Origin of the sequence: Parvibaculum sp. (assembly GCF_049671045.1) — a bacterium.
Lineage (GTDB): Bacteria > Pseudomonadota > Alphaproteobacteria > Parvibaculales > Parvibaculaceae > Parvibaculum.
This window is the reverse complement of record NZ_JBATUH010000127.1, coordinates 1-24,293: the sequence shown is the minus strand read 5'-3', so window position 1 is coordinate 24,293 and position 24,293 is coordinate 1. Positions and strand designations below refer to the sequence as shown.

Annotated in this window: 20 protein-coding genes; 5 read left to right on the top strand and 15 right to left on the bottom strand. The window is 63.8% G+C overall.

What is annotated here, in order from left to right:
* Positions 1 to 10: 10 nt before the first annotated feature.
* A complete protein-coding gene (locus WBG82_RS15045; RefSeq protein WP_424425597.1) occupies positions 11 to 1,618 on the bottom strand; it encodes a carboxyl transferase domain-containing protein in 1,608 nt (535 codons plus the stop codon).
* 95 nt (positions 1,619 to 1,713) lie between these two features.
* Between WBG82_RS15045 and WBG82_RS15040 the strand changes: the two genes are divergently transcribed.
* Positions 1,714 to 2,304, top strand: a complete 591-nt coding sequence (locus WBG82_RS15040; protein WP_424425595.1) for a TetR/AcrR family transcriptional regulator — start codon at positions 1,714 to 1,716, stop codon at positions 2,302 to 2,304.
* 4 nt (positions 2,305 to 2,308) lie between these two features.
* Here the strand turns inward: WBG82_RS15040 and WBG82_RS15035 are convergent, their stop codons facing one another.
* Genes WBG82_RS15035 through WBG82_RS15020 form a run of 4 tightly spaced genes read right to left on the bottom strand, consistent with a single transcriptional unit; the run spans position 2,309 to position 7,529 of the window.
* The gene (locus tag WBG82_RS15035) at positions 2,309 to 4,282 is read right to left on the bottom strand and encodes an acetoacetate--CoA ligase (protein WP_424425593.1); all 1,974 of its coding nucleotides are present in this window, start codon (positions 4,280 to 4,282) and stop codon (positions 2,309 to 2,311) included.
* A gap of 19 nt (positions 4,283 to 4,301) precedes the next feature.
* On the bottom strand, positions 4,302 to 5,078 hold the full coding sequence (locus WBG82_RS15030) for an enoyl-CoA hydratase (protein ID WP_424425591.1): 777 nt from the start codon (positions 5,076 to 5,078) through the stop codon (positions 4,302 to 4,304).
* Between the two features lie 29 nt (positions 5,079 to 5,107).
* Entirely contained in the window at positions 5,108 to 5,998 is an 891-nt protein-coding gene (gene mmsB, locus WBG82_RS15025) for a 3-hydroxyisobutyrate dehydrogenase (RefSeq protein ID WP_424425589.1), read from the bottom strand.
* 31 nt (positions 5,999 to 6,029) lie between these two features.
* Positions 6,030 to 7,529, bottom strand: coding sequence for a CoA-acylating methylmalonate-semialdehyde dehydrogenase (locus WBG82_RS15020; protein ID WP_424425588.1), 1,500 nt, complete (start codon positions 7,527 to 7,529; stop codon positions 6,030 to 6,032).
* Between the two features lie 83 nt (positions 7,530 to 7,612).
* Here WBG82_RS15020 and WBG82_RS15015 point away from each other — a divergent pair, with 83 nt between their 5' ends.
* From WBG82_RS15015 to WBG82_RS15005, 3 genes are all read left to right on the top strand, one after another.
* Positions 7,613 to 8,533: a LysR family transcriptional regulator gene (locus WBG82_RS15015; RefSeq protein WP_424425586.1), complete on the top strand. Its 921-nt coding sequence runs from the start codon at positions 7,613 to 7,615 to the stop codon at positions 8,531 to 8,533.
* 91 nt (positions 8,534 to 8,624) lie between these two features.
* Entirely contained in the window at positions 8,625 to 10,340 is a 1,716-nt protein-coding gene (gene polX, locus WBG82_RS15010; RefSeq protein WP_424425584.1) for a DNA polymerase/3'-5' exonuclease PolX, read from the top strand.
* A 12-nt stretch (positions 10,341 to 10,352) separates the two neighbouring features.
* Entirely contained in the window at positions 10,353 to 11,369 is a 1,017-nt protein-coding gene (locus WBG82_RS15005; RefSeq protein ID WP_424425582.1) for a ribonuclease Z, read from the top strand.
* An 8-nt stretch (positions 11,370 to 11,377) separates the two neighbouring features.
* Here WBG82_RS15005 and cysN read toward each other — a convergent pair whose 3' ends face one another.
* From cysN to WBG82_RS14965, 8 genes are all read right to left on the bottom strand, one after another.
* Positions 11,378 to 13,282, bottom strand: a complete 1,905-nt coding sequence (gene cysN, locus WBG82_RS15000; protein ID WP_424425580.1) for a sulfate adenylyltransferase subunit CysN — start codon at positions 13,280 to 13,282, stop codon at positions 11,378 to 11,380.
* Positions 13,282 to 14,190 carry a sulfate adenylyltransferase subunit CysD gene (cysD, locus tag WBG82_RS14995; protein WP_424425578.1) on the bottom strand — a complete coding sequence of 303 codons (909 nt, stop codon included), beginning with the start codon at positions 14,188 to 14,190 and terminating at the stop codon, positions 13,282 to 13,284. The genes cysN and cysD overlap by 1 nt, the downstream gene beginning before the upstream one ends.
* Positions 14,191 to 14,209: 19 nt before the next feature.
* Positions 14,210 to 15,016, bottom strand: a complete 807-nt coding sequence (gene cysQ, locus WBG82_RS14990) for a 3'(2'),5'-bisphosphate nucleotidase CysQ (protein WP_424425576.1) — start codon at positions 15,014 to 15,016, stop codon at positions 14,210 to 14,212.
* 318 nt (positions 15,017 to 15,334) lie between these two features.
* Positions 15,335 to 16,855: a flavin-containing monooxygenase gene (locus tag WBG82_RS14985; protein ID WP_424425574.1), complete on the bottom strand. Its 1,521-nt coding sequence runs from the start codon at positions 16,853 to 16,855 to the stop codon at positions 15,335 to 15,337.
* 199 nt (positions 16,856 to 17,054) lie between these two features.
* Positions 17,055 to 17,714: an OmpW/AlkL family protein gene (locus WBG82_RS14980; RefSeq protein ID WP_424425572.1), complete on the bottom strand. Its 660-nt coding sequence runs from the start codon at positions 17,712 to 17,714 to the stop codon at positions 17,055 to 17,057.
* A gap of 125 nt (positions 17,715 to 17,839) precedes the next feature.
* Positions 17,840 to 19,261, bottom strand: a complete 1,422-nt coding sequence (mltF, locus tag WBG82_RS14975; RefSeq protein WP_424425570.1) for a membrane-bound lytic murein transglycosylase MltF — start codon at positions 19,259 to 19,261, stop codon at positions 17,840 to 17,842.
* Positions 19,262 to 19,437: 176 nt separating this feature from the next.
* Positions 19,438 to 20,667, bottom strand: coding sequence for an acyl-CoA dehydrogenase family protein (locus tag WBG82_RS14970; RefSeq protein ID WP_424425568.1), 1,230 nt, complete (start codon positions 20,665 to 20,667; stop codon positions 19,438 to 19,440).
* Between the two features lie 46 nt (positions 20,668 to 20,713).
* A complete protein-coding gene (locus tag WBG82_RS14965; protein WP_424425566.1) occupies positions 20,714 to 21,838 on the bottom strand; it encodes an acyl-CoA dehydrogenase family protein in 1,125 nt (374 codons plus the stop codon).
* A 339-nt stretch (positions 21,839 to 22,177) separates the two neighbouring features.
* Here WBG82_RS14965 and WBG82_RS14960 point away from each other — a divergent pair, with 339 nt between their 5' ends.
* Positions 22,178 to 22,720 (top strand): hypothetical protein, encoded by a 543-nt coding sequence (locus WBG82_RS14960; protein ID WP_424425564.1) that lies wholly within the window; start codon positions 22,178 to 22,180, stop codon positions 22,718 to 22,720.
* Between the two features lie 21 nt (positions 22,721 to 22,741).
* Here the strand turns inward: WBG82_RS14960 and WBG82_RS14955 are convergent, their stop codons facing one another.
* Positions 22,742 to 23,302 carry an NADPH-dependent FMN reductase gene (locus WBG82_RS14955; protein WP_424425562.1) on the bottom strand — a complete coding sequence of 187 codons (561 nt, stop codon included), beginning with the start codon at positions 23,300 to 23,302 and terminating at the stop codon, positions 22,742 to 22,744.
* Between the two features lie 115 nt (positions 23,303 to 23,417).
* Positions 23,418 to 24,035: a GNAT family N-acetyltransferase gene (locus WBG82_RS14950; protein WP_424425560.1), complete on the bottom strand. Its 618-nt coding sequence runs from the start codon at positions 24,033 to 24,035 to the stop codon at positions 23,418 to 23,420.
* Positions 24,036 to 24,293: the final 258 nt, after the last annotated feature.

Genomic DNA, 24,293 nt, shown 5'->3' with positions numbered 1-24,293 from the left:
CTCTTGCTCCTCACATCCTGAAGACGCCGAAATGCGTTTCGGACACTGGCGCATTGAGACAGGCCGAGAAGGCAAGCGCCAGCACGCGGCGCGTTTCCTGCGGCGTGATGATGCCATCGTCCCAGAGCCGCGCGGTGGCGAAATAGGGATGCCCCTCTTGCTCGTATTGCGCGCGGATCGGCGCCTTGAAGGCATCTTCCTCCTCCGCGCTCCAGCTCTCGCCGCGTGCTTCCATACCCTCGCGGCGCACGGTCGCGAGCACGCTCGCCGCCTGCTCGCCGCCCATGACAGAGATGCGCGCATTGGGCCAGGTGAAGAGGAAGCGTGGGCTGTAGGCGCGACCGCACATGCCGTAGTTGCCCGCGCCATAGGAGCCGCCGATGACGAGCGTGATCTTCGGCACGTCGGCGCAGGCGACCGCCGTCACCATTTTGGCGCCGTCCTTGGCGATGCCGCCCGTCTCATACTCGCGGCCGACCATGAAGCCCGCGATGTTCTGAAGGAAGAGCAGCGGGATGCGGCGCTGGCAGCACAGCTCGACGAAATGCGCGACCTTGAGCGCCGATTCCGAAAAGAGGATGCCATTATTCGCGACGATGCCCACGGGCATGCCGTGGAGATGGGCAAAGCCGGTCACGACCGTCGTGCCGTATAGCGCCTTGAACTCGTCGAATTCGGAGCCGTCGACCAGCCGCGCAATGACCTCGCGAACATCGTACTGGATCGAGAGCGAATGCGGCACCACGCCATCGAGCTCCGCCGCGTCATAGAGTGGCGCCACGGGCTCGCGCAGCGGGATGTTGACCGGCTTGCTGCGGTTGAGCGTGCCGGCGATCTGGCGGGCGAGCGCCAGCGCGTGATTGTCGTCGATGGCGTAATGATCTGTGACGCCGGATTTGCGCGAATGCACATCGGCACCGCCGAGATCCTCGGCTGTCACCACCTCGCCCGTCGCCGCCTTCACGAGCGGCGGGCCGCCGAGAAAGATCGTGCCCTGCTTGCGGACGATGATCGTCTCGTCCGACATGGCGGGCACATAGGCGCCGCCCGCCGTGCAGGAACCCATGACGACCGCGATCTGCGGAATGCCCTTCGCGGACATGCGCGCCTGATTGTAGAAGATGCGGCCGAAATGCTCCCGGTCGGGAAAGATGTCGGCCTGGTTCGGCAGGTTCGCCCCGCCAGAATCCACGAGATAGAAGCAGGGAAGATTGTTCTCGAGTGCGATTTCCTGCGCGCGCAGATGCTTCTTCACCGTCACGGGATAATAGGTGCCGCCCTTGATGGTCGCATCGTTGCAGACGATGACGCATTCCTGCCCGCGCACGCGGCCGATACCGGTGATGATGCCCGCCGCATTGATCGCCTCGCCATACATGCCATGGGCCGCCATGGACGAAAGCTCGAGAAAGGGCGTTCCCGGATCGATGAGGCCATAGACGCGGTCGCGCGGCAGGAGCTTGCCGCGCGAGACATGGCGATCGCGCGAGCGCTGGTCGCCGCCCTCCGCTGCCTTGGCGCGCTCTGCCTCGAGTTCGGAGACGAGGCGTTCCATCGCCGCGGCGTTTTCGCGGAAGCGCGCATCGCGCGGATTGACGTTGCTCTTCAGAATGGACATGGGCTCGACCGGACGGATTGAAGACAGGGCCGGGTTAGGATACAAACGATCATACGTTCGTTTCCGGTATCCGCGCAAGCCGCGTGAGAGGTTCCATGAGCAGGACCAGAGGCTCCTCGGGCCCCAAGACGCTCGCCGCCATCCGGGAGGCCGGGCTCGATCTCATCTACAAGCGCGGCTTCGACGCGATGACGCTGCGCGATCTGGCCGCCCGGGTCGGGCTCCAGCCCGGCTCGCTCTACAACCACATCGCCAACAAGCAGGACCTGCTCTTCGACCTCATCCATAATCACATGGTGACGCTGCTCGCGCGCATCGACGCCGATCTCGACGGCATCGACGACCCGGTGGCGCGGCTCGAGGCGTTCATCGCCTTTCACCTCACCTATCACATCGAGCGCAAGCGCGAGGTCTTCATCGGCTCGGCGGAGCTTCGCAGCCTGACGCCGAAAAACCGCAGGCGCATCGTCGATCTGCGGCGCGCCTATGAAGACCGCCTCTGCGCGATCCTCGAAAGCGGCGTCAGAAAGAGAAAGTTTCGCGTCGGCGATATCCGCGTCGGCGCCTATGCCATCCTCGCCATGCTGACGGGCATCTGCACATGGTACGACCCCAAGGGGCGCATCGACCGCGAGGCGCTCATCGACATCCACACGAAGCTCATCCTCGAGGGTGTTGAGCGATAGCGCTTCAGCTCTTCAGCGCCGCGATGTCGCTGTAGAGATCGAGTGCCTCGGGATTGGCGAGCGCTTCCTTGTTCTTCACCTGCCGCCCATGGACGACATCGCGCACGGCAAGCTCGGTGATCTTGCCCGATTTTGTGCGCGGAATATCGGCGACGGCGACGATCTTTGCGGGCACATGGCGGGGCGAGGCCCCTTCGCGGATCTTCTGGCGGATGCGCGCTTCCATCGCCGCATCGAGCGCGGCGCCGGGCTTCATAACCACGAACAGCACGACGCGCACATCGCCCTGCCACTCCTGGCCGATGGCGATCGCCTCCTGAATTTCGGGCAACTGCTCGACCTGGGCGTAGATTTCCGCCGTACCGATGCGCACGCCGCCCGGATTGAGCGTCGCGTCCGAGCGGCCGTGAATGATGAAGCCGCCATGCGGCGTCAGCTCCGCGAAGTCGCCATGACACCAGACGCCGGGAAAACGCTCGAAATAGGCGCTGCGATATTTGGCGCCGTCCCGGTCGTTCCAGAACCCGATGGGCATGGACGGAAAGGGCTTCGTGCAGACGAGTTCGCCCTTCTCGCCCGCGACGGGCCTGCCCGCATCGTCCCAGATCTCGGTCGCCATGCCGAGCATGCTCGCCTGGATCTCGCCGCGCCAGACCGGCAGCAGCGGCGAGCCGCCGACGAAGCATGCGAGCAGGTCCGTGCCACCCGAGATCGAGGCGAGCGCCACGTCCTTCTTGATGTCCTCATAGACGAAATCGAAACTCTCCGGCACCAGCGGCGAGCCCGTCGAGAGGATCGTGCCGATGCTCGAAAGGTCATGCGTCTCGCGCGGCTTCGCGCCAGACTTCTTCACCGCGTCGATGAATTTGGCCGAGGTGCCGAAGACATCGGCTTGAACGGCGTCGGCATAGTCGAAGAGCACATCGCCCGTTGGATGGAAGGGCGAGCCGTCGTAAAGCGCGAGTGTCACTTCCGAGGCAAGCGCCGAGACGAGCCAGTTCCACATCATCCAGCCACAGGTGGTGAAGTAGAAGAGCACGCTGCCCGGCTTCAGATCGCAATGGAGCTTGTGCTCCTTCATGTGCTGCAGCAGCGCCCCGCCCGCGCTGTGGACGATGCATTTCGGAATGCCGGTCGTGCCGCTCGAATACATGATGTAGAGCGGATGGGCAAAGGGAAGCCGCGCGAAGGTGAGCGGCGCGACGGGAACGGAGGCGAGAAGCCCGTTCCAGTCTTCCGCCTTCGGAAGACCCTTCGGCCCCTCGCCGATGAAGGGCACGATTGCCACATGCTCGAGCCCCGGAAGCCCCTCGATGATTTCGGTGAGCTTCTCATGGGACGGGAGCACCTTGCCCGCATAGCGATAGCCGTCACAGGCGACGAGCACCTTGGGCTCGATCTGACCGAAACGGTCGAGCACGCCGCGCACGCCGAAATCGGGCGAGCAGGAGGAGAAGACGGCGCCGAGGCTCGTCGCCGCCAGCATGGCGACAATCGTCTCCGGGCAATTCGGCATGAAGGCGGCAACGCGGTCGCCGGGCCCGACGCCCCAGCGGCGGAGCACGGAGGCGAAGCGGGCGACGCGGCGCTTGAGTTCCGCCCAGGAGACGGCCTCGGCCATCTCGCCTTCATTGTTGAAATAAAGCGCAGGCCCGTCGTCGTCGCGCGACAGCAGGTTCTCGGCGAAGTTGAGCCGCGCATCGGGAAAGAATTGCGCGCCGGGCAGCTTCTCCGCATCGGCAAGGATGCGGCCGCCCTTCTCGCCAACGACGCCGCAGAAATCCCAGACGGCGTCCCAGAAGGCCTCGACATGCTCGACCGACCAGCGGTGAAGATCGGCATAGGAGGAGAAGCGCACGCCGTGCCGAGCCGTCAGATGGCCCATGAAGGCCGTCATGTTGGAGGCGGCGATGCGCTCGGCGGAAGGCGACCAGAGCGGCGCCTCGATCACATTCTCACCTGCCATGCCGGCCGCCATATCGCCCTCCCCCTCGACGTCATTCGTGCACGAAGCTGGGCGGCCTCTTCTCGATGAAGGCGGCCATGCCTTCCTTCTGGTCCTTCGTCGCGAAGGCCGAATGGAACACACGCCGCTCGAAGCGGACACCCTCGGCAAGCGTCGTCTCGTAGCTGCGATTGACGCTCTCCTTGATCATCATCGTAATCGGCAGGGACATTCCTGCAATGGTTTCCGCGAGCTTCAGGGCCTCCTCGGCGAGCGAGGCCGCCGGCACGATGCGAGCGACGAGGCCGGCGCGCTCCGCCTCTTCCGCGTCCATCATCCGGCCGGTCAGGCACATTTCCATCGCCTTCGCCTTGCCGATGATGCGGGTCAGGCGCTGCGAGCCACCAATGCCCGGCATGACGCCGAGCTTCACTTCCGGCTGGCCGAATTTCGCCGTGTCGGCGGCGAGGATGATGTCGCAGAGCATGGCAAGCTCGCAGCCGCCGCCCAGCGCATAGCCCGAGACGGCCGCGACGAGCGGCGTGCGGATGCGGCCAAGCTCGTCCCAGGGCTGGAACCAGTCGGCGAGATACATCTCCGTCGCCTCGCGCTCCGCCATCTCCTTGATGTCGGCGCCAGCCGCGAAGGCCTTGGCGGAGCCGGTAATGACGATGCAGCCGATGCCCCTGTCGGCATCGAAAGCCTTGGCCGCGCCGACGACCTCGTTCATCAGTTTCTCGTTGAGCGCGTTGAGCGCCTCGGGGCGGTTCAGCGTGATGATGCCGACGCGGCCCCGCGTCTCGACCAGAATCGTCTCGAAGACGGTCATGTCCCTCGTTCCTCGTACTTCGGCTTTGATCAGATTTCGCCCTTGATGAGCTTGATGACGCCGGAGAAGTCGAGGCTGTCATGCCCCGAGGCTTCCATCAGCGCATAGAGCTGCGCGGCCTGCGCGCCGAGCGGCGTCGGCGCCTTCGCGGTCTTCGCCGCGTCCTGGGCGAGGCGCAGATCCTTCAGCATCATGCCCGCCGTGAAGCCCGGTTTGTAGTCGCGATTGGCGGGCGATGTCGGCACCGGCCCCGGCACCGGGCAATAGGAAGTCATGGACCAGCACTGGCCGGACGCCGTCGAGGAAATGTCGAAGAGCGTCTGCGCATCGAGGCCGAGCCTTTCGGCAAGCACGAAGGCTTCCGAAACACCGATCATGGAAATGCCGAGGATCATGTTGTTGCAGACCTTGGCGACCTGCCCGTTCCCCGCCGCGCCGGCATGGAAGATGTTCTTGCCCATCTTCTCGAGAATGGGCTTTGCCCGTGCGAAAGCCTCGTCGGCGCCGCCCACCATGAAGGTGAGCGTGCCTGCCTCCGCGCCGCCGACGCCGCCCGAGACAGGCGCGTCGAGCATGGCGTGGCCCGCCTTCCCGGCCGCCGCGATCACCTCGCGCGCCGTTGGCACGTCGATGGTCGAGCTGTCGATGAAGAGCGTGCCCTTCCGCGCCGCGGCGAGGAGCCCGTCCGTACCGAGATAGACCGCGCGCACATGCTCGCCCGCGGGCAGCATGGTGACGACGATCTCGACGTCGCGCGCGGCATCGGCGGCTGTCGCCGCCTTCTCCGCGCCCGCCTCGACAAGGCCCGCCACGGCCTTTTCGGAAAGGTCGAAGACTTTGAGCTTATGTCCCGCCTTGACGAGATTCCTCGCCATGGGCCCGCCCATATTGCCGAGGCCGATGAAGCCGATCGCTGCCATTGCTCTACTCCCCTGTCTCGCGCCCTGCGGGTCAGCTCATGGTCGGGATGACGAAGGACGAGCCCTCCTTGACCCCGGTCGGCCAGCGCGAGGTCACGGTCTTGACCTTCGTCCAGAACTTCACGCCTTCGGTGCCGTGCTGGTTGGTGTCGCCGAAAGCCGAGCGCTTCCAGCCGCCGAAGGTGTGATAGGCGAGCGGCACGGGGATCGGCACGTTGATGCCGACCATGCCGACCTGCACGCGCGAGGCGAAGCTCCGCGCCGTGTCGCCATCGCGGGTGAAGATCGCGACACCATTGCCATACTGGTGCTTCGTGGGCAGCTCGACGGCTTCCTCGAAGGTCTTGGCGCGCACGATCGAGAGGACGGGCCCGAAGATCTCGTCCCGATAGTTCTTCATCTCGGGCGTTACGTGATCGAGCAGCGAGCCCCCGAGGAAAAAGCCGTTCTCATAGCCCTGAAGCTTGAAGTCGCGGCCATCGACGAGAAGGTCCGCTCCTTCCTTCACGGCGAGGTCGATATAGCCCTTCACCTTTTCGAGATGGGCCTTGCTCACGAGCGGGCCGTAGTCGGAATCCGCCGCCGTGGAAATGCCGACCTTGAGCGCGCGGACACGCGGCACGAGCTTCTCGATCAGCCGCTCCGCCGTTCCCTCGCCCACCGGAACCGCGACCGAGAGCGCCATGCAGCGCTCGCCCGCCGAGCCATAGCCCGCGCCGATGAGATCGTTCACGACATGATCCATGTCGGCATCCGGCATGATGATGGCGTGGTTCTTCGCGCCGCCCATGGCCTGCACCCGCTTTCCGTTGGCGGCGGCATTGGCATAGACATATTGCGCGATGTCCGACGAGCCGACGAAACTCACGGCCTGGATGACAGGATCGGTCAGGATGGCGTCGACCGCCTCCTTGTCGCCATTGACGACGTTGAGCACGCCTTCCGGCGCGCCTGCCTCCATCATCAGTTCGCCAAGGCGCATGGGCACCGAGGGGTCCTTCTCCGAGGGCTTCAGGATGAAGGTGTTGCCGCAGGCGATGGCGACGCCGAACATCCACATCGGGATCATGGCCGGAAAGTTGAACGGCGTGATGCCGGCGACGACGCCGAGCGGCTGACGCATCGAATACATGTCGATACCGGGCCCCGCGCCTTCCGTGAATTCGCCCTTCTGGAGATGCGGAATGCCGCAGGCAAATTCGATCACTTCGATGCCACGCTGCACATCGCCGCGGGAATCGGCCAGCACCTTGCCGTGCTCCGCCGAAAGCATGGCGGCAAGCTCGTCCATATTCGCCTCGACGAGGCGCTTGAACTCGAACATCACACGCGCGCGGCGCTGCGGGTTGGTCGCCGCCCAGCCGGGAAACGCCTTTGCCGCGACCTCAACGGCCGCGTGCAATTCGCCCGCGCTTGCGAGCGGCGTGCGGGCTGTGATCTCGCCCGTGTTCGGGTTCGTCACATCGAGGAACCGTCCGCTCGTGCCCCTGACATGCTTGCCGCCGATGAAATGTGTGAGTTCCTTGGCCATGACCGGTTCCACCCTGAGGTTCTGTTGATCTGAAGACGTGAATAGAGGCTGCATCGACGCATCGGAACTGATAAAAATGCAGCATGAAGCTGCAAAAACGCATGCCCTTCGATTGGGAAGATCTGCGCCTGTTCCTCGAAACGACGCGGCATCCGACGCTGGCCGATGCCGCGCTGCGCCTGCGGATCGACCCGACGACGCTCGGACGCCGCCTCAAGCGCTTCGAGCAGGAAATCGGCACCAATCTCTTCGAGCGCGCGCAGCAGGGACTCCGGCTGACGCCGACCGGCCAGCGGCTCGCATCTTATGTCGAGCGGATGGAGGATTCGAGTCTTCAGGCGCTCGAGGCCATCAAGGGCATCAGCGGCACGGTGCGCGGCACGGTCCGCATCAGCACGACGGAGGGGTTCGGCACATTCGTCGTCGCCCCCGCCCTCGTCGATCTGGCGCGCGCGCACCCCGATATCGACATCGACCTCGTGGCGAGCAGCGGCTTTCTCAGCGTCTCGAAGCGCGAGGCGGACATAGCGATCCTTCTCGCCCGACCGCAGACGGGACGCCTCTTCACGCAGAAACTCGCCGACTACGCGCTCATGCTCTATGCCTCGAAGCGCTATCTGCGAGGCGCGCCGCCGATCCGCACCGCGCAGGATCTCGCCCCGCATCGCCTCGTAGGCTATGTGGACGATCTCATCTACTCGCCGAAGCTGCGCTATCTGGACGAGCTTCCCGTTGCGGTTTCGCCCTCGATCAAGAGTTCGAGCATCGTCGGCCAGTATCACGCCACGAAGGCCGGCGCGGGGCTCTGCATATTGCCCTGCTTCATCGCCGATCAGGACAAGAGCCTCGTTCGCGTGCTGCCGGACGAGTTCCGCATCGAGCGTAGTTTCTGGCTCGCCGTGCATGAGGATATTCGTGGCTTTGCTCGCATCAGGGCTGTTCTCGACGCGCTCATCGGCGCCGCCCATGCCCGCCAGGTGCTGCTGATGGGCCGGCTCGACTGAGGCGCGCCCGCCGCCACTTGACCGAAATCAATGCCCCGGCAGCGCGATGGGCGAGCATTGGGGCGTGAGTTCCGGCTCCAGGGCCTCTTGTATGCACAATACGGAGATCGCGCATCTCTTCGAGCGTTTTGCCGTGCTGCTCGACATAGACGGCGCAAACCCCTTTCGCGTGCGCGCCTATCGCAATGCCGCGCGGACGATCGAGAGCCTGTCGCAAAGCCTCGAATCCATGATCGCGGATGGCGCCGACCTCACGGAGCTGCCGGGCATCGGCGAAGACCTCGCGCAGAAGATCGCGGACATTGTGGCGACGGGGCGTTTCCATGATCTCGACGAGATCGAAAAGCGCGTACCCGGCGCGCTTGCCGATCTCACCGAGGTTCCGGGCCTCGGCCCCAAGCGCGTGCGAAGCCTCTTCAAGGATCTCGGCATCGCATCGCTTCCGGAGCTTTCAAGGGCCGCGAAGGCAGGCAAGCTGCAAATGCTGCCGGGCTTCGGCCCGAAGATCGAGCAGGCAGTCCTGCAGGCGGTCGACCGCCATATCTCCACCGAAAAGCGGCTCATGCTGTCCACGGCCGAGGGCGTCGCCGCGCCGCTGATCGCCTATCTGAAGGCGCTGCCCGGCGTCAGCTCCGCCGTCGTCGCCGGCAGTTTCCGCCGCCGCCGCGAGACGGTCGGCGACCTCGACCTTCTCGTCACCTGCAGGCGCGGCACGCCGGTGATGGAGCACTTCGCGGCCTACAAGGAAATAGCCGATGTGCTCGCCAAGGGCACGACGCGCTCGACGGTCAAGCTCCGCTCCGGGTTGCAGGTCGATCTTCGCGTCGTGCCGGAGGTGAGCTATGGCGCCGCGCTCGTCTATTTCACCGGCTCCAAGGCGCATAATGTCGCGATCCGCATGCTCGGTGTGCGCAAGGGCCTCAAGATCAACGAATATGGCGTCTTCAAGGGCAAGCAGCGCATCGCGGGCAATACCGAAAAAGAAGTCTATGCGGAGATCGACCTGCCCTTCATCGCGCCCGAGCTTCGCGAGGATCGCGGCGAGGTCGAGGCGGCGAAGGCCGGCCGCCTGCCAAAGCTCATAAACCTGGACGACATCCGGGGCGATCTTCACAGCCATACAAAGGCGACCGACGGCCACTACACAATCGAAGAAATGGCGCGCGGGGCCGAAGCGCGCGGCTATGCCTATCTCGCCATCAGCGACCACACCAGGCATGTGACGATTGCCCATGGGCTCGACGCCAGGGCGCTCGGCAAGCAGATCGCGGAAATCGACCGCGTCAATGCGAAGGTCAAATCCATCCGCATCCTGAAATCGGCGGAGGTCGACATTCTCGCCGACGGCACGCTCGACCTGCCCGACAGCATATTGCAGGAACTCGATTTCGTGGTGGCGGCGCTTCACTACAAATTCAACCTCGACGCCAGGGCGCAGACCGAGCGCCTCATCCGCGCGATGGACAACCCCTATGTGAGCATCCTCGCCCATCCGACGGGGCGGCTCATAGGCGAGCGCGAGCCCTGCGCGCTCGACATGGAGCGGCTGATGAAAGCCGCGCTTGAACGGGGATGCTTCCTCGAAGTCAATGCGCAGCCAGAGCGGCTCGACCTCAACGACATTCACTGCCGCATGGCGAAGGAAATCGGGCTGAAGGTCGCCATCTCGACCGATGCGCATAGCGTCGATTCACTCGACCTCATGCGCTTCGGCATCGATCAGGCGCGGCGGGGGTGGCTCGAAGCCGACGATGTCATCAACACGCGGAGCTGGCAGGACCTCAAGCGTCTCTTCCAGCGAAAGTGATCGGGAAGCTCCATGCCTCGCCTCTTTCAACCCTCGCTCGTCAACGACGTCTTCGGCGACCCGGCGCTCATTGTCGATCTGACATTTCGCAGGCAGGCCCTTCTCTTCGATCTCGGCGAAATCTATCCGCTGCCGCCGCGCAAACTCCTCAATGTCTCGCATGTATTCGTGACGCATACGCATATGGATCATTTCGCCGGCTTCGACCGGCTGCTCCGCATCTGCCTCGGGCGGCCGCGCATTCTGCATCTCTATGGACCGGAGGATTTCGCCGAGCGCGTTCGCCACAAGCTCCAGTCCTATACATGGAACCTCGTGCCGAACTATGTGAGCGACTTCACCATCGCCGCGCATGAAGTGCTGAGCGCGACGCGGCTGAAAACTGTCGAGTTCCACGGGCGCGAATCCTTTCATCCGCGGCAGCCGGAAGAGTCGACGATCGCCAATGGCATCCTTGTGGACGAAAACGGATTTCGGGTGACGAGCACCCTCGTCGATCACGGCATTCCCTGCCTCGCCTTCGCGCTCGAAGAGCACGAACATCTCAACATTTGGAGCAATGTCATCGAGGAGATGGGGCTCGGGATCGGCGCCTGGATCAACGATCTCAAGGCCGCAATTCTCGCGCGAGCGCCCGAAGAAACGCCCATTCACGCATCATGGACGGAGGGCGGCACGACCCGCACCGCGACGGTACCTCTCGGCACATTGCTGGGCACGGCTGTCCGCCGCACGCCGGGGCAGAAGATCGGCTATATCTGCGATGTCGGTTTTGAGAAGCGCAACAGGACGCATCTCGTGGAGCTGGCGAAGGACGCCGACGAACTCTTCATCGAAGCGTCCTTCATGGCGGCCGACGCCGATCTGGCCGAAGCGCGGCATCATCTGACGGCGGAACAGGCGGGCCTTCTCGCACGCGAGGCGCATGTGAAGAAGGTCACGCCCTTTCATATCTCCACCCGCTACTCCGAGTGCGAAGACGCCGTGGTGGAGGAAGTGCTCCGGGCATTCTTCGGCACTGCGGCGTGAGGCGCCGATCAGGCGATGTTGCCTCGGACCCTGAGCAGCGCGATCACCTCCTCGGCCAGCTCCTCGGGCGACCGCGTTCCCGATTCAAGCCTGATCTCGGGATGCTCCGGCGCCTCATAGGGCGAGTCGATGCCGGTGAAGTTCTTGATCTGGCCCGCACGCGCCTTCTTGTAGAGGCCCTTCGCGTCGCGCTTCTCGGCGATCTCGAGCGGCGTGTCGCAGAACACCTCGAAGAACTCGCCATCCTCCACCAGCTCGCGCGCCATGCGGCGCTCGGCGCGGAAGGGCGAGATGAAGGAGACGAGCACGATCAGACCGGCATCGAGCATGAGCTTTGCGACTTCCGCCACGCGGCGGATGTTCTCGACGCGATCGGCCTCGGTGAAGCCGAGGTCGCGGTTGAGGCCGTGGCGCACATTGTCGCCATCGAGCATGTAGGTATGCCGTCCATCGGCATGGAGCCGCTTCTCGACGATATTGGCGATGGTCGACTTGCCCGCGCCTGAAAGCCCGGTGAACCAGAGGATCGCCGGCTTCTGCCCTTTCTGAACGGCGCGCGCTTCCTTGTTCACGTCGAGCGCCTGAAGGTGGATGTTCGTCGCGCGGCGAAGACCGAACATGATCATGCCCGCGCCGACGGTCGCATTCGTCATGCGGTCGATGACGATGAAGGACCCGGTCTTACGGTTCGTCTGATAGGGATCGAACCCGACGGGCTGCGAAAGCGAGAAGTTGCAGACGGCGACCTCGTTGAGCCCCAGCTCCTTGGCCGCCAGATGATCGAGCGTGTTCACGTCGATCTTGTGCTTGATCTCGGTCACTTGGGCCGTGACCGTCCGCGTCCCGATCTTGACGAGATAGGATCTGCCGGGCAGCAGGTGATCCTCGCTCATCCAGAGCAGATGCGCCGCGAACTGGTCGGCGAGCTCGGGTTGGTCGTTCGCCGCGACAAGGAGATCGCCGCGCGAAATGTCGATCTCGTCGGCAAGCGTCAGCGTGACGGCATCTCCCGCGACCGCAAGGTCGAGGTCGCCATCCGCCGTCACGATGCGCTCGATCGTGCTCGACCGGCCGGAGCCCGCGACGACGATCTTGTCGCCCGGCCGCACCGCTCCGCTCGCAATCGTGCCGGAAAAGCCACGGAAATCGAGATTTGGCCGGTTCACCCACTGAACCCCCATGCGGAAGGGTTTGGCCTCCGCTTCGTTCGTGACGTCCACCGTTTCGAGGTGATCGAGCAGCGCCGGCCCATTGTACCAGGGCGTGCGCTCCGAACGCGCGATCACATTATCGCCATAGCGCGCTGAAATCGGAATCGCGACGATCTGGCGGAAGCCGAAATTGCCGGCGAACTCGGTGAAGCCTTCCCGGATCTCCTCGAAGACCTCACGCGAGAAATCGACGAGGTCGATCTTGTTCACGGCAAGGACGATCTGCCGGATGCCGAGCAGAGAAGCGATGAAGGCGTGACGGCGCGTCTGGGTGAGGATGCCCCTTCGCGCATCTACGAGCAGAATGGCGAGGTCCGCGGTGGACGCGCCCGTCGCCATGTTCCGCGTATATTGCTCGTGTCCGGGCGTATCGGCGACGATGAACTTGCGCTTGTCGGTCGTGAAGAAGCGATAGGCAACGTCGATGGTGATGCCCTGCTCGCGCTCGGCCTCGAGGCCGTCCACGAGAAGCGCGAAATCGATGTCCTCGCCGGCCGTGCCGTGCTTCTTGCTGTCGCGCTCCAGCGTCGCGAGCTGGTCGTCGAAGAGCAGCTTCGTGTCGTAAAGCAGGCGGCCGATCAGGGTCGACTTGCCGTCATCGACCGACCCGCAGGTCAGGAAGCGCAGAAGCCCCTTCCGTTCCTGCTGCGCGAGATAATCGACGAGATCCTGCGTCGTGATATCTGCTGCAAGCTCGCTCATCAGAAATACCCCTCGCGCTTCTTCTTTTCCATCGAGCCCGCCTCGTCGTGATCGATCAGCCGGCCGGAGCGTTCCGAGGTCCGGGTCACGAGCATTTCGCGCACGATCTCGGGCAGGGTCGTCGCATTGCTCTCCACGGCTGCGGTCAGCGGATAGCAGCCGAGCGTGCGGAAGCGCACGAGCTTTTGCTCCGGCTTTTCGCCGGGGCGCAGCGGCATGCGGTCATCATCGACCATGATGAGTTGGCCACCGCGCTCGACAACGGGACGGAGCGCCGCGTAGTAGAGCGGCACGATCGGAATGTCCTCCGCCATGATGTATTGCCAGATGTCGAGCTCGGTCCAGTTCGAGAGCGGGAACACGCGGATCGACTCGCCCGGCCCCACGCGCGTGTTGAAGATGTCCCAGAGTTCCGGGCGCTGCTTCTTGGGGTCCCAGCCGTGATTGGCGGTGCGGAAGGAGAAGATGCGCTCCTTGGCGCGCGACTTTTCCTCGTCGCGGCGCGCACCGCCGAAGGCCGCGTCGAAACCGTATTTCGTCAGCGCCTGCTTCAGCGCCTCCGTCTTCATCACATGCGTGTAGTAGGACGAGCCGTGATCGAACGGGTTGATGTTCTGCGCCTTGCCCTCGGCATTGGTGTGGACGATGAGATCGAAGCCGAGCTTCTTCGCCATCATGTCGCGAAAGGCGATCATCTCGCGGAATTTCCACGTCGTATCGACATGCATCAGCGGGAAAGGCGGCAGCGAAGGGAAAAAGGCCTTCGCGGCCAGATGCAGCATGACGGACGAGTCCTTGCCGATCGAGTAGAGCATCACCGGATTGGAGAATTCGGCCGCCACCTCGCGGATGATCTGGATGCTTTCATCCTCGAGCCGTTTCAAATGGGAATGCCGATCGCGTGACATCGAATAACCTCTTGAAGATCTACTGTTCGGCCGAAGCGAAAGGATCGAAGCGCCCGGTCGCGGCGAACCACGGGTTCGCGAAATCAACGTCGTCCTTCTGATTGCGTTTGCCGTAAACGAGCGGCTTGCCGTCCATCGTCAGCACCGCGCCCTTCGCCGCGCGCAGGACCGCATCGCCCGCCGCCGTGTCCCACTCCATGGTCCGGCCGAGCCGTGGGTAAAGATCGGCCTCGCCGGCCGCGAGCTTGCAGAATTTGAGCGAAGAGCCCGCCGTCACGAAGTCCGCGACCGAAAAGCGCTCGATGAAGGATTTTGTCTCCTCGGTCAGATGAGAGCGGCTGGCAATGACGCAAAGCCCGCCATGCGGCTCGGCGCGCACCGAGATCGCGCGCCAGGGGCCGGGGTTTCCGGCCTCCACATTGGCCACCTTCGCGCCCTGCCCCTTGCCGCCCGCATAGATGACGCCGATCGCGGGCGCATAAACGACGCCGAGCACCGGGACCCCGTCCTCGATGAGCGCGATGTTGACGGTGAATTCGCCATTGCGGCTGATGAATTCCTTGGTTCCGTCCAGCGGGTCGACCAGGAAGAACCGGCGTCCCGTCTCCGGAACCTGACCGGCGGCGACCGCCTCCTCGGCAACGACCGGGATCTCCGGTGCGAGCCGCGCCAGTTCTTTGAGAATCAATGTCTCCGCCGCCGCATCCGCCGCGGTCACCGGCGAGCCGTCGACCTTGGTCGCCATGGTGGCCGGATCGAAATGCGCATAAATGGCCATGATGGCCGCGCCGGCCTTCAGCGCGATGGTGACGAGATCGTCCAGCATTAGGGAGGCTCTATTTACAGTTACCGGCCGGGCTTTAATTATCGTCCGGCGTTTCGCATGTTAAATAGGACATCTTTGCGGCCGCGAAAAGCCCTATTCCGTCCTCCGGCCGGCAATTCGCCATTTTCGACGGGCTACGCTTGGCCGAGCGCCGACCCGTGTCGTCGTCCCGGCCTGCATCGTAATCATAGAGTTTCAGCGACGGATCGGCTTGTCGAGCGGCTTGCCACTCTCCGCCCGCACCCCATCGGACCGAAGCTTGATACCGGCCTTGCCCGTCTCAAAGAAAATTCCGAAAGGCGCAGCGCAGGCCCGCTCTCAGGCACCCAATGCGTATTCCGCAAAGTCGGGGTGACGCATCTGCCACCAGTAACGCATCGTGAATGTCGACCAGTTGTTGGTGACCTTGCCCTCGGCCGTCTTGTACCAGCTCGAACAGCCGGCAGCCCAGACGGTCCGCTGCATGTCTTCCTGCAGCTCTCGATTGAAGGCGTCCTCGGCTTCCTTGCGAACCTCGATGGACTTCACCTTCGGGCTGCGAAGCGCCTCGATGCACTGCAGGATGTAGTTCACCTGACATTCGAGCATGAAAATGATCGAGTTGTGGCCGAGATTGGTGTTGGGCCCGTAGAGAATGAAGAAATTCGGGAAGCCGGCCACCGCGACGCCCCGATGCGCCTCGGCGCCTTTCGCCCAGACGTCGTTGAGATCGCGGCCGCCCCGGCCGACGATCTTCATCGGTGCAAGGAAGGTCGTTGTCTCGAAACCCGTCGAATAGATGATGACATCGGCCTTGTGGGCCACGCCATCCTCGGTCACGAGCCCTTCCGGTGTCGCTCTCGCGATATGGCTCGTCTCGACGTTGACATTGGGCCGCGCCATGGTGGGAAACCAGTCATTGGAAAGCAGGATGCGCTTGCAGCCGGCCGGGTAATCCGGCGTCAGCTTTTTCGCAAGCTCCGGGTCCTTGATATGGGTTTCGATTTCCTTGCGCGAGGCCCGCTCGAAGAGCTTGCCGAAGAAGCTGCCCTGGATGAAGGCCAGGAAGTTGCGCTCGAGCGTCAGATAGATCTGATAGCGGTGCAGCTTCACGAGCCAGGGGAAGCGCCGGAACATCTTCTTCTCGAATTCCGTATAGGGACGATCCGGCTTCGGGACGATCCAGTTTGCGGAGCGCTGGAAGATCGTGAGCTTCTTCACCTTGGGCGCGATCTCCGGCACGAACTGGATGGCGCTGGCGCCATTGCCAATGACGGCGACGTTCTTGTCGGTGAGATCGACGTCATAGTCCCAGCGGGCAGAATGGAATGCCTTGCCGGCGAACGTTTCAAGCCCCGCGATCTTCGGATAGGCGGGACGATTGAGCTGCCCCGTTCCCGAGACGACGACATTGGCCGTGATCTCCTCGCCCGCCGTCGTGCGGATGCGCCAGAGGCTCTCGGCCTCGTCGAAGCGCGCCTCGGCGACTTCCGTATTGAAGCGGATGAAGGGGCGCAGGCCGTATTTCCGCGCCACCTGCTTCATGTAGTCGAGGATTTCGGGCTGCAGCGCGAATTTGCGCGACCAGTCGACCTTGGGCTCGAAAGAGAAGGAATAGAGATGCGAGGGCACGTCGCATCCCGATCCCGGATAGATGTTGTCGCGCCATGTGCCGCCGATCTCGCCGGCCTTCTCGATCATGACGAAGCTGTCTATACCGGCGCGGCGGAGCTGCGCGGCCATGCACAAGCCACCCATTCCGGTCCCCAGAATGGCAATCTGGACGGTCTTCGCGGCGGTGGGCGCGGCGGGCCCGGGCTTGCTCATCAGATCCACGAGAATGCTCTCCCTCTCCTGCATGTCTGCCGCCCCTGGCAAAAGGGGCCGCAATTCTCCGGATTGTCTAGGGTATGTGCCCTAGATTTATATACCAGAGCGCAACCTTCGACAACGCGGATGGAATGATCGGAGCCTCCCTGAAAAAAGCAATGGGTCCCGCGAGACGCGCTCGCGGAACCCATGCGGAAGACCCTCGAAAGAGCAGCTTCCCTTGCGTCTCTCAGAAGCGGTAGCCGATGCCGACACCGATGAGCCAGGGATCGAGATCGGCCTTCGCGGTGACGGCCCCGCCATTCACCGACACGTCGGTGCGGAGGAAAATCTTCTTCACGTCGAGGTTCACCGACCAGTTGCCCGCGATCGCATAATCGACGCCGGCCTGCAGCGCGTAACCGATATGGTTCTTGTAGTCGACGCTGTTGATGCCGCCACCCGGCGCATCCTCATTGTAGAAGAACGTGTAGTTGAGGCCCGCGCCGACATAGGGGCTGAGACGCTCCTTCGGCATGAAGTGATACTGAAGCGTCAGCGTCGGCGGAAGCAGGCTCACCTTGCCGAGATCGACACCCGCAGGCGTCCAGCTCACCTTGTGCCGCGTCGTGCCCGCGATCAGTTCGAGCGCCAGATTGTCGGTGAGGAAATAGCTGAAGTCGGCCTCGGGAACGAAATCGTTGGAAACCTCGACGCCGCCGCCGGCCGAAACGCTCGCATGGTCGCGCGGGACCGCATAAAGACCGCGCAGACGGACCAGAAAGTCCCCGGCGGACTTGGCCTTGAAGCCCGCCTCGTCGGCCGCGGCCGGAGACACGGTCAGCGCCGTCGTACCGAGCAGAATGCCGAGCGCCATCGCCGCCAAAGTGAAACCCTTATTGCCTCTCATCGTTCTTCTCCGTCAGGGGCACTCTATCGGTGCCAAATCAACGGGAAGCAGTCTCGTGGAATAGTTACATTTTTTCTGTGGTCATTCTGTCGCAGAGGCTGCGGAGCGTTGTCGCATAAGGACAATTACCTATAGGCCTCGAGAATATGCTGATAGGCGCGGACCTGCTGCACGAAGCGGAGCGCCTGCCCGCCCCTCGCCGGTCCGAACTTGAGGTTCCGGGCATATTCCGGCTTCTGGATGAGCGAGAGCGCGCGGCGGACGCCGGTCCAATTGTCCGCATCCAGACCAAGTCGCGTCGCAAGAAGGCGTGCGTCGGAAAGATGGGCAATGCCCATATTGTAGGCCGCGAGCGCGAACCAGACGCGGTCCGGCTGCTTGACGCTGTCGGGTATGCGATCCTTGATGCTGGCGATGTAGCGCGCGCCTGCATGGATGCTCTCGACGGGATCGAGACGGTCGGCCACGCCGAGGTGGTCGGCGGTATCCTGCGTCAGCATCATGAAGCCGCGAACGCCGGTATGGCTTCGCGCCTCAGGCTTCCAGTGGGATTCCTGATAGGCGACCGCCGCGATCAACTGCCACGGCAGGCCGGTATCGCGCGCGGCGTCGCGAAACGCCTTTTCGTAATCCGGCAGGACGTCCCTGATCGCCTGCCTGAAGGCGCGCACATCGACATAGTCGAAGGGCGGAAGGAAGCCGAAGAAGCGGCGCGCAATGTCGAGCAGGAAACCGGATTTGCGCTGCTCGTCCATCCACCGTTTCAGATAGTCCGCGAGGTCTTCGGAGCCCGGCGCGACGAGCCAGGCGACCGGCTCTTCCTCCGTCAGCGGGAACGCCTCCACGAGTTCGGGGAAATAGGGATTGTTGGTCTGCAATTCGGGGCTGTTGGCCGCGGTGCAATCGAGCTGGCCCGCGGCAACGGCCTCGAGCAGGGTTTCGACGGGCTCGCGCTCGGCCCGGATGGACAAGCCCGGCGTCTTTTCGGCAAGGGCCTCCATCGCCTCCGCGCCTGCCGTTCCCTCGGAAACGGCAAGGTTGAGCCCGGCGAGGTCGGCGGGCTTTTTCGGCCGGGGCAGATCGCGCCGGCAGACGACAAGCTGGCGCACGGTCTGGTGCGGCGGCGCGGCGGCAAAGCGCGCATGGCGGGCCTCGGTGGCAGCAAGCCCCGCTGCCGCGAGTTGCCCCTTTCGCGCGGCGAGCGCCGCCAGCAATTCGGGCTCCGTGTCATAGACGCGATACTCGACGCGAACACCGAGAGCGCGGCCAAGTGCCTGCGTCATCTCGTAATCGAAGCCCGTCTCGCCCTGCGTGCCGAGATAATAGGTCGTCGGCGCCATGCGCGTGAGCACGACGAGGCGGCCGCTCTTGCGAATGGCATCGAGCCCCTGCGGAACCGCCGGGACATGGAACAGATACAGGCCGAGATTGGCCGCAGCGAAAACGAGAAGCGCCGCCAGGACGAGATAGGGCGCCCGCCGGTCGCGCCATGGCGGCATGAGAGCCCGCGCGCGACGCCGCGCCCCCTCTATCGCCTCGCGGAACATCTATGGCATGCCTCCACGCCGCTCTTTTCCTGTGTCACAAGTTTACCTTGCCATCGGTACACCGATGAACGGGGGATATCCCCCCTCCCGATCATGGGCAAGAAACCGGCAAAAGAAAGGCCCGTGGCGGGAAGCCACGGGCCTACTTTCAGGTCGCCCTAGCGGCTGCCCGAGGGTTACTTCCCCTTGGGCGCCTGATTGAAGGGCAGGTCCTTGTCGACGCGGACATCCTGCGGCATGCCGAGAACGCGCTCGGCAACGATGTTGCGCAGGATTTCGTCCGTGCCGCCGGCGATGCGGTAGCCCGCCGCGCCGATCCACTGTTCCGTGTAGGCGCCTTCGGCCGGCGAAATGCTCCGGTCGCGGATGACGCCGCCCATGTCCTGCAGATCCATGCCGAAGGAGCCGAGATCCTGCATCTTCTTGGCCGCGACGATCTTGGAGATTGAGCTTTCCGGTCCGGGCGTCTGGCCCTTGGAAAGCGCGGTCAGCGTGCGGAAGCGCGTGAACTTGAGCCCCTGCGCCTGCACATACCAGTCGGCGATACGCTCGCGCACCGCGCCGTTCTGAATGGCGGGCTTGCCCGCGACCTCGGTTTCGCGCGCAAGCTCGATCAGGTCGTCCGTGTCGGCGTTGCCCTGGCTGCCGCCGACGGCGAGACGCTCGTTCATCAGCGTGGTCAGCGCCACCTTCCAGCCATCGCCGACATTGCCGAGACGCTGGCTGTCCTTCACGCGGACATTGGTGAAGAAGACCTCGTTGAACTCGGCGCCGCCCGACATCTGCTTGATCGGCCGCACTTCGATGCCGGGGCTCTTCATGTCGATATAGAACATGGTGAGGCCCTTGTGCTTCGGCACCGTCGGATCGGTACGGACGAGCACGATGCCGAAGTTCGAATAATGGGCGCCCGACGTCCAGACCTTCTGGCCGTTGATGACCCATTCATCGCCATCGCGCTCGGCGCGCGTGCGAAGCCCGGCGACGTCAGAGCCGCCCGCCGGCTCGGAGAAGAGCTGGCACCAGATTTCGTCGCCGCGCACGGCGGGGCCGACATAGCGCTTCTTCGCATCCTCGGGGCCCCAGGTCATCAGGGTCGGGATGCACATGCCAAGACCAATGGCGAAGATGCCACCCGGAACGGCGTAGTTCGCTTCTTCCTGGCTGTAGATGACGTTCTGGATCGGCGTGCCGCCGCCGCCGCCCCACTCCTTCGGCCAGGTGATGCAGGCAAAGCCCGCTTCCGCCTTCTTCGCCTGCCAGGCCTTTGACTGCTTCAGCACCTCGTCGAGGGTCTTGGGCAGCGGCAGGTCCTTGGCATCGGCCTTGCGGACGGCGTTCTTGTCGAGCCAGGCACGCACCTCGGCGCGATAGGCTGCTTCTTCCGGAGTATCGTTGAAATCCATGGTTCTGTTCCGATCTTCGAATGTCTATGCGTCTCTGGGCGATGCGTCAGGCGGCGTTCTTGGCTTCGAGACGCGCGACGAGCTTTTCCTTCCACTGGATCGGCGCGCCAAGCGCGAGCGCAAGGAGCTTCGCGCGGCGATAGTGGAACTGCGTGTTCGCTTCCCAGGTGTAGCCGATGCCGCCATGGGTCTGGAGGCTCTCCTGCGCGGCGAAGACATAGCCCTCGCTGCCCGCGATGCGCGACGCGGCCGCTGCCTCCGGCAGCTCCGAGCCTTCATCGTTGAGCATCATCGCGCCGAAATAGGCGTTCGACTTCGCCAGTTCCTTCTTCACATAGATGTCGGCGAGCTTGTGCTTGATCGCCTGATAGGAGCCGATCTGGCGGCCGAAGGCATAGCGCTCGAGCGAATAGTCGCGCGCCATTTCGAGCGCCGCTTCGGTTCCGCCCACCTGCTCGAAGGCAAAGAGCACGGCCGCGCCGTCGAGAATGCGCTGAAGCTGCGACCAGCCCTGCCCCGCGGGCCCCATCAGTTCTGCAGGCGCATCCTTGAAGGTCAGGTGCGCATGCTTCCGGGTCGGGTCGATGGTGCGCACATCCTCGCGCGAGACGCCCGCCCCCCGGAGGTCCACGATCGCAAGCGAGATCGCCTGCTCACCCGTGCCGCCGGAATTGACGACCACGACAGCGACGTCGGCAACGCCACCATCTGCGACGGGCACCTTCTCGCCATTGACCTTGCCACCGGCAAACGCCGTCTCGATATTGCGGGGGCTGGCGGCATGAAGGCCTTCCGAAAGCGCCAGCGTGCCGATGATTTCGCCGCTGGCGAGCTTCGGCAACCAGTTCTGCTTCTGCTGCTCGGTGCCGAAGAGCTTGATCGCCTCGGAAGCGAGATAGACGGACGAGGAGAAGGGAACCGGCGCCACGGCGCGGCCAAGCTCCTCCGCGATCACGCAAAGCTCGAGCGCGCCGAGGCCGAGGCCGCCATAGGCTTCGGGGATCGCCGTGCCGGTGAGGCCCATATCGACAAGACCCTGCCAGACCTCTTTCGCATAGGGCTCATCGCTGTCGAGAATGCGGCGAGGCACGGAATAGGGGCACTTGTCGGTCAGAAACTTGCGAACCTGCTCCTTGAGCAGCTTCTGGTCATCGGAGAAATCGAAATTCATGCGCCTCCCGGCTCCCTTGTTGTGCGGCACATATCCGGCCGGCCGATCGGCAACGGCTCGAAGCTGTCGCCCATCAGCCGTGCCTCCATTGGATACGGCCGAAATCCGCAGTTGGACCGACGCCGCATGACGCGGGCGCCCATCCGCTTGGCGCGCATTGTTCCTGCAATTTCACGCTCTGAAAAGGGCTTAGCCGTTGACGTTGCGTCCGCTTGGGCGTCCGCTTGGGCATCCGCTCGTCCGGGCCGCCTTGCAAGGAGGATTCGGGGATTAATCTCCCGATAACCGGCCGCCGACATACTGACAGTGCGCATTTCCACTCCTGCCGGATATCCGTTCATGGCGAAGGCACAGTTCCACAAGAACCAGCGCGTCTATGTCAGACCCGTCGGTACATGGGCCATTATCGAGCGCGTGGTCCCCCATTGGGTGAAGGATGTGGATGAGCCGCTGCGCGTCTTCTACGACGTGGGACTCGGGCGGGATTTCCATGCCGACGAACTTCAGACCGAGCAATCGGCGGAACTCACCGAGATCGATCCAGCCATGGAGGAGTGGCGCGTGGTGCGCGCGGCCAACAAATGGCGTTCGGTGGAGGAATGCGCGGGCCATCCCGTTCCCGGCACCTATCCCGTCATCGTCACCGGCAGCACGAAGGAAGGCGGCGGCTGGCGCGTGCCCGGCGTCGAATACGACCTTTCGCCGGACCGCATCGAGCTTCAGGCCCGGATCATGGCGGCCTCGCCCAAATTCATGGTGCTGCTGCGCCGGCTCATCGAATATGCGGAAACGAACCCCGAGAACCTGCCGGAAGAACTGCTGGTGCTGGCGCGCGACGCGCGGACCGTGATTGAGCAGACGAAGAACAACGCGCCGTCCTAGTACCGCCGCGCCGGCGACGCCTCAAGCCTTCGCGTTGGTCTCGATCCAGGTCGCGAAGCTCCCCATGAATTTGGTCAGAAAATCGCGCGTTGCATCGTTCGTCAGATTTCCTTCCTTGTCGAAGAGCGAAGCCGCATTGCCGATATAGGCTTCGGGCTGCTGCATGACTGGCACGTCGAGGAAGACGAGCGATTGGCGCAGATGATGATTGGCACCAAAGCCGCCAATCGCGCCGGGCGACACGCTGACCACGGCACCGGGCTTTCCGGCCCAGGCGCTTTTCCCATATGGCCGCGAGCCGACATCGATCGCGTTCTTGAGGACGCCCGGGACCGAGCGGTTATATTCCGGCGTGACGAAAAGCACGGCGTCGGCCGCGCGGATCCGCTCGCGAAATTCGACCCAGACGGCCGGCGGGTGCACATCCTCGTCTTCATTGTAGAGGGTCAGCGCGGCGATCTCGACAATGCCGGGCTTGAGCGTTCCGGGGGCAAGCTTCGCCAGCGAATGCGCCATCTTGCGATTGTAGGATTCCTTGCGGAGACTGCCGACGAGAACGGCGACTTTGCGTTCGATGGCCATGCGAAACTCTCCTCACACCGGAAAGACGGGCCCCCACGCCAGATCATCGATCTGACAAGGCTCCTTCCACAAGGCACCGCTGTCAAGCGGCCAAGGGTGGAGTCAAAAGCGCGTGTCACAGCGCCATGGCGAACCAGACCGGATCATGCGGGCGCGGGTTTTCGCGCGGCAGTTCCTCAAATCCATAGGCCCGATAGAAGCCGAGCGCGCGGTCATTGACCGGGCTCACGCCGAGATGCACGCCGCGCGAACTGGCGTCGCGCATCGTGTCGAGCCAGCGGGTCATCAGCTTCGCCCCCATCCCCTGCCCCTGCAGACGCGGCAGAAGGTTGATATGGAGATGCGAGGGATAGCGCTCGATGATGGCGCGCGGCGTCCGTCTCGGATGATGGATGATGAAGGCCGCGATCTCGTCAGCGCTCCATTCCGCCGCCCGCTCCGGCGACGGGTCCGCATAGCGAGGGCGGAGCCCCGGCCACCACTCGGCTTCGAGCCTCGCATCGAAGGCGGGCGTATCGACCGTTCCGACGATATAGCCCGCGACGCCTTCGTCATCGACGGCGACGAACGCGCTTTCAGGCTCGAGCCGCGCATAGGGCGCCGCCCAGATATGCCCGACGAGCCGGCCATCCTTGTAAAGATGAGTGGCGTCTTGGCCGCTCGCGCCGGTCAGAAGAGCGATCTCGTAAAGCGCGTCGATGTCGGCCGGTTGAACGGGGCGGATATGGGGCAAGGGACTGTTTCTCCGGTTTGCCGTCCGAAACGGCGTCCACGCGGACGAATAGAAAAGAGGCAACCGGCCCGGTCAAGCCCCGGCATCGCCCGGATTTCCGTCCCGGCCGGCCTTGCAAGGCCCCGTTTGCGTCCGCCGAAATTTCGCCCTATCAAGCGCTTAATGTTCTAGACTTTGTTAAGTTACTCTCGCTGCGCGGCTCCGGCCCCGTGGCCGAATGTTGAGCGCCGCCATGCGAACCGAAGAACCGCGCGCCGT

What these genes read in the sequence shown, in the direction of transcription:
- WBG82_RS15030 (WP_424425591.1), bottom strand. Translation starts at nt 5,078, where the DNA reads ATGACCGTCTTCGAGACGATTCTGGTCGAGACGCGGGGCCGCGTCGGC.
- WBG82_RS15015 (WP_424425586.1), top strand. Translation starts at nt 7,613, where the DNA reads ATGAAGCTGCAAAAACGCATGCCCTTCGATTGGGAAGATCTGCGCCTG.
- cysQ (WP_424425576.1), bottom strand. Translation starts at nt 15,016, where the DNA reads ATGCTGGACGATCTCGTCACCATCGCGCTGAAGGCCGGCGCGGCCATC.
- WBG82_RS14970 (WP_424425568.1), bottom strand. Translation starts at nt 20,667, where the DNA reads ATGGATTTCAACGATACTCCGGAAGAAGCAGCCTATCGCGCCGAGGTG.
- WBG82_RS14980 (WP_424425572.1), bottom strand. Translation starts at nt 17,714, where the DNA reads ATGAGAGGCAATAAGGGTTTCACTTTGGCGGCGATGGCGCTCGGCATT.
- WBG82_RS15040 (WP_424425595.1), top strand. Translation starts at nt 1,714, where the DNA reads ATGAGCAGGACCAGAGGCTCCTCGGGCCCCAAGACGCTCGCCGCCATC.
- polX (WP_424425584.1), top strand. Translation starts at nt 8,625, where the DNA reads ATGCACAATACGGAGATCGCGCATCTCTTCGAGCGTTTTGCCGTGCTG.
- WBG82_RS14955 (WP_424425562.1), bottom strand. Translation starts at nt 23,302, where the DNA reads ATGGCCATCGAACGCAAAGTCGCCGTTCTCGTCGGCAGTCTCCGCAAG.
- WBG82_RS14965 (WP_424425566.1), bottom strand. Translation starts at nt 21,838, where the DNA reads ATGAATTTCGATTTCTCCGATGACCAGAAGCTGCTCAAGGAGCAGGTT.
- cysN (WP_424425580.1), bottom strand. Translation starts at nt 13,282, where the DNA reads ATGAGCGAGCTTGCAGCAGATATCACGACGCAGGATCTCGTCGATTAT.
- WBG82_RS14960 (WP_424425564.1), top strand. Translation starts at nt 22,178, where the DNA reads ATGGCGAAGGCACAGTTCCACAAGAACCAGCGCGTCTATGTCAGACCC.
- WBG82_RS14985 (WP_424425574.1), bottom strand. Translation starts at nt 16,855, where the DNA reads ATGCAGGAGAGGGAGAGCATTCTCGTGGATCTGATGAGCAAGCCCGGG.
- cysD (WP_424425578.1), bottom strand. Translation starts at nt 14,190, where the DNA reads ATGTCACGCGATCGGCATTCCCATTTGAAACGGCTCGAGGATGAAAGC.
- WBG82_RS15035 (WP_424425593.1), bottom strand. Translation starts at nt 4,282, where the DNA reads ATGGCGGCCGGCATGGCAGGTGAGAATGTGATCGAGGCGCCGCTCTGG.
- WBG82_RS15045 (WP_424425597.1), bottom strand. Translation starts at nt 1,618, where the DNA reads ATGTCCATTCTGAAGAGCAACGTCAATCCGCGCGATGCGCGCTTCCGC.
- mmsB (WP_424425589.1), bottom strand. Translation starts at nt 5,998, where the DNA reads ATGGCAGCGATCGGCTTCATCGGCCTCGGCAATATGGGCGGGCCCATG.
- mltF (WP_424425570.1), bottom strand. Translation starts at nt 19,261, where the DNA reads ATGTTCCGCGAGGCGATAGAGGGGGCGCGGCGTCGCGCGCGGGCTCTC.
- WBG82_RS15005 (WP_424425582.1), top strand. Translation starts at nt 10,353, where the DNA reads ATGCCTCGCCTCTTTCAACCCTCGCTCGTCAACGACGTCTTCGGCGAC.
- WBG82_RS15020 (WP_424425588.1), bottom strand. Translation starts at nt 7,529, where the DNA reads ATGGCCAAGGAACTCACACATTTCATCGGCGGCAAGCATGTCAGGGGC.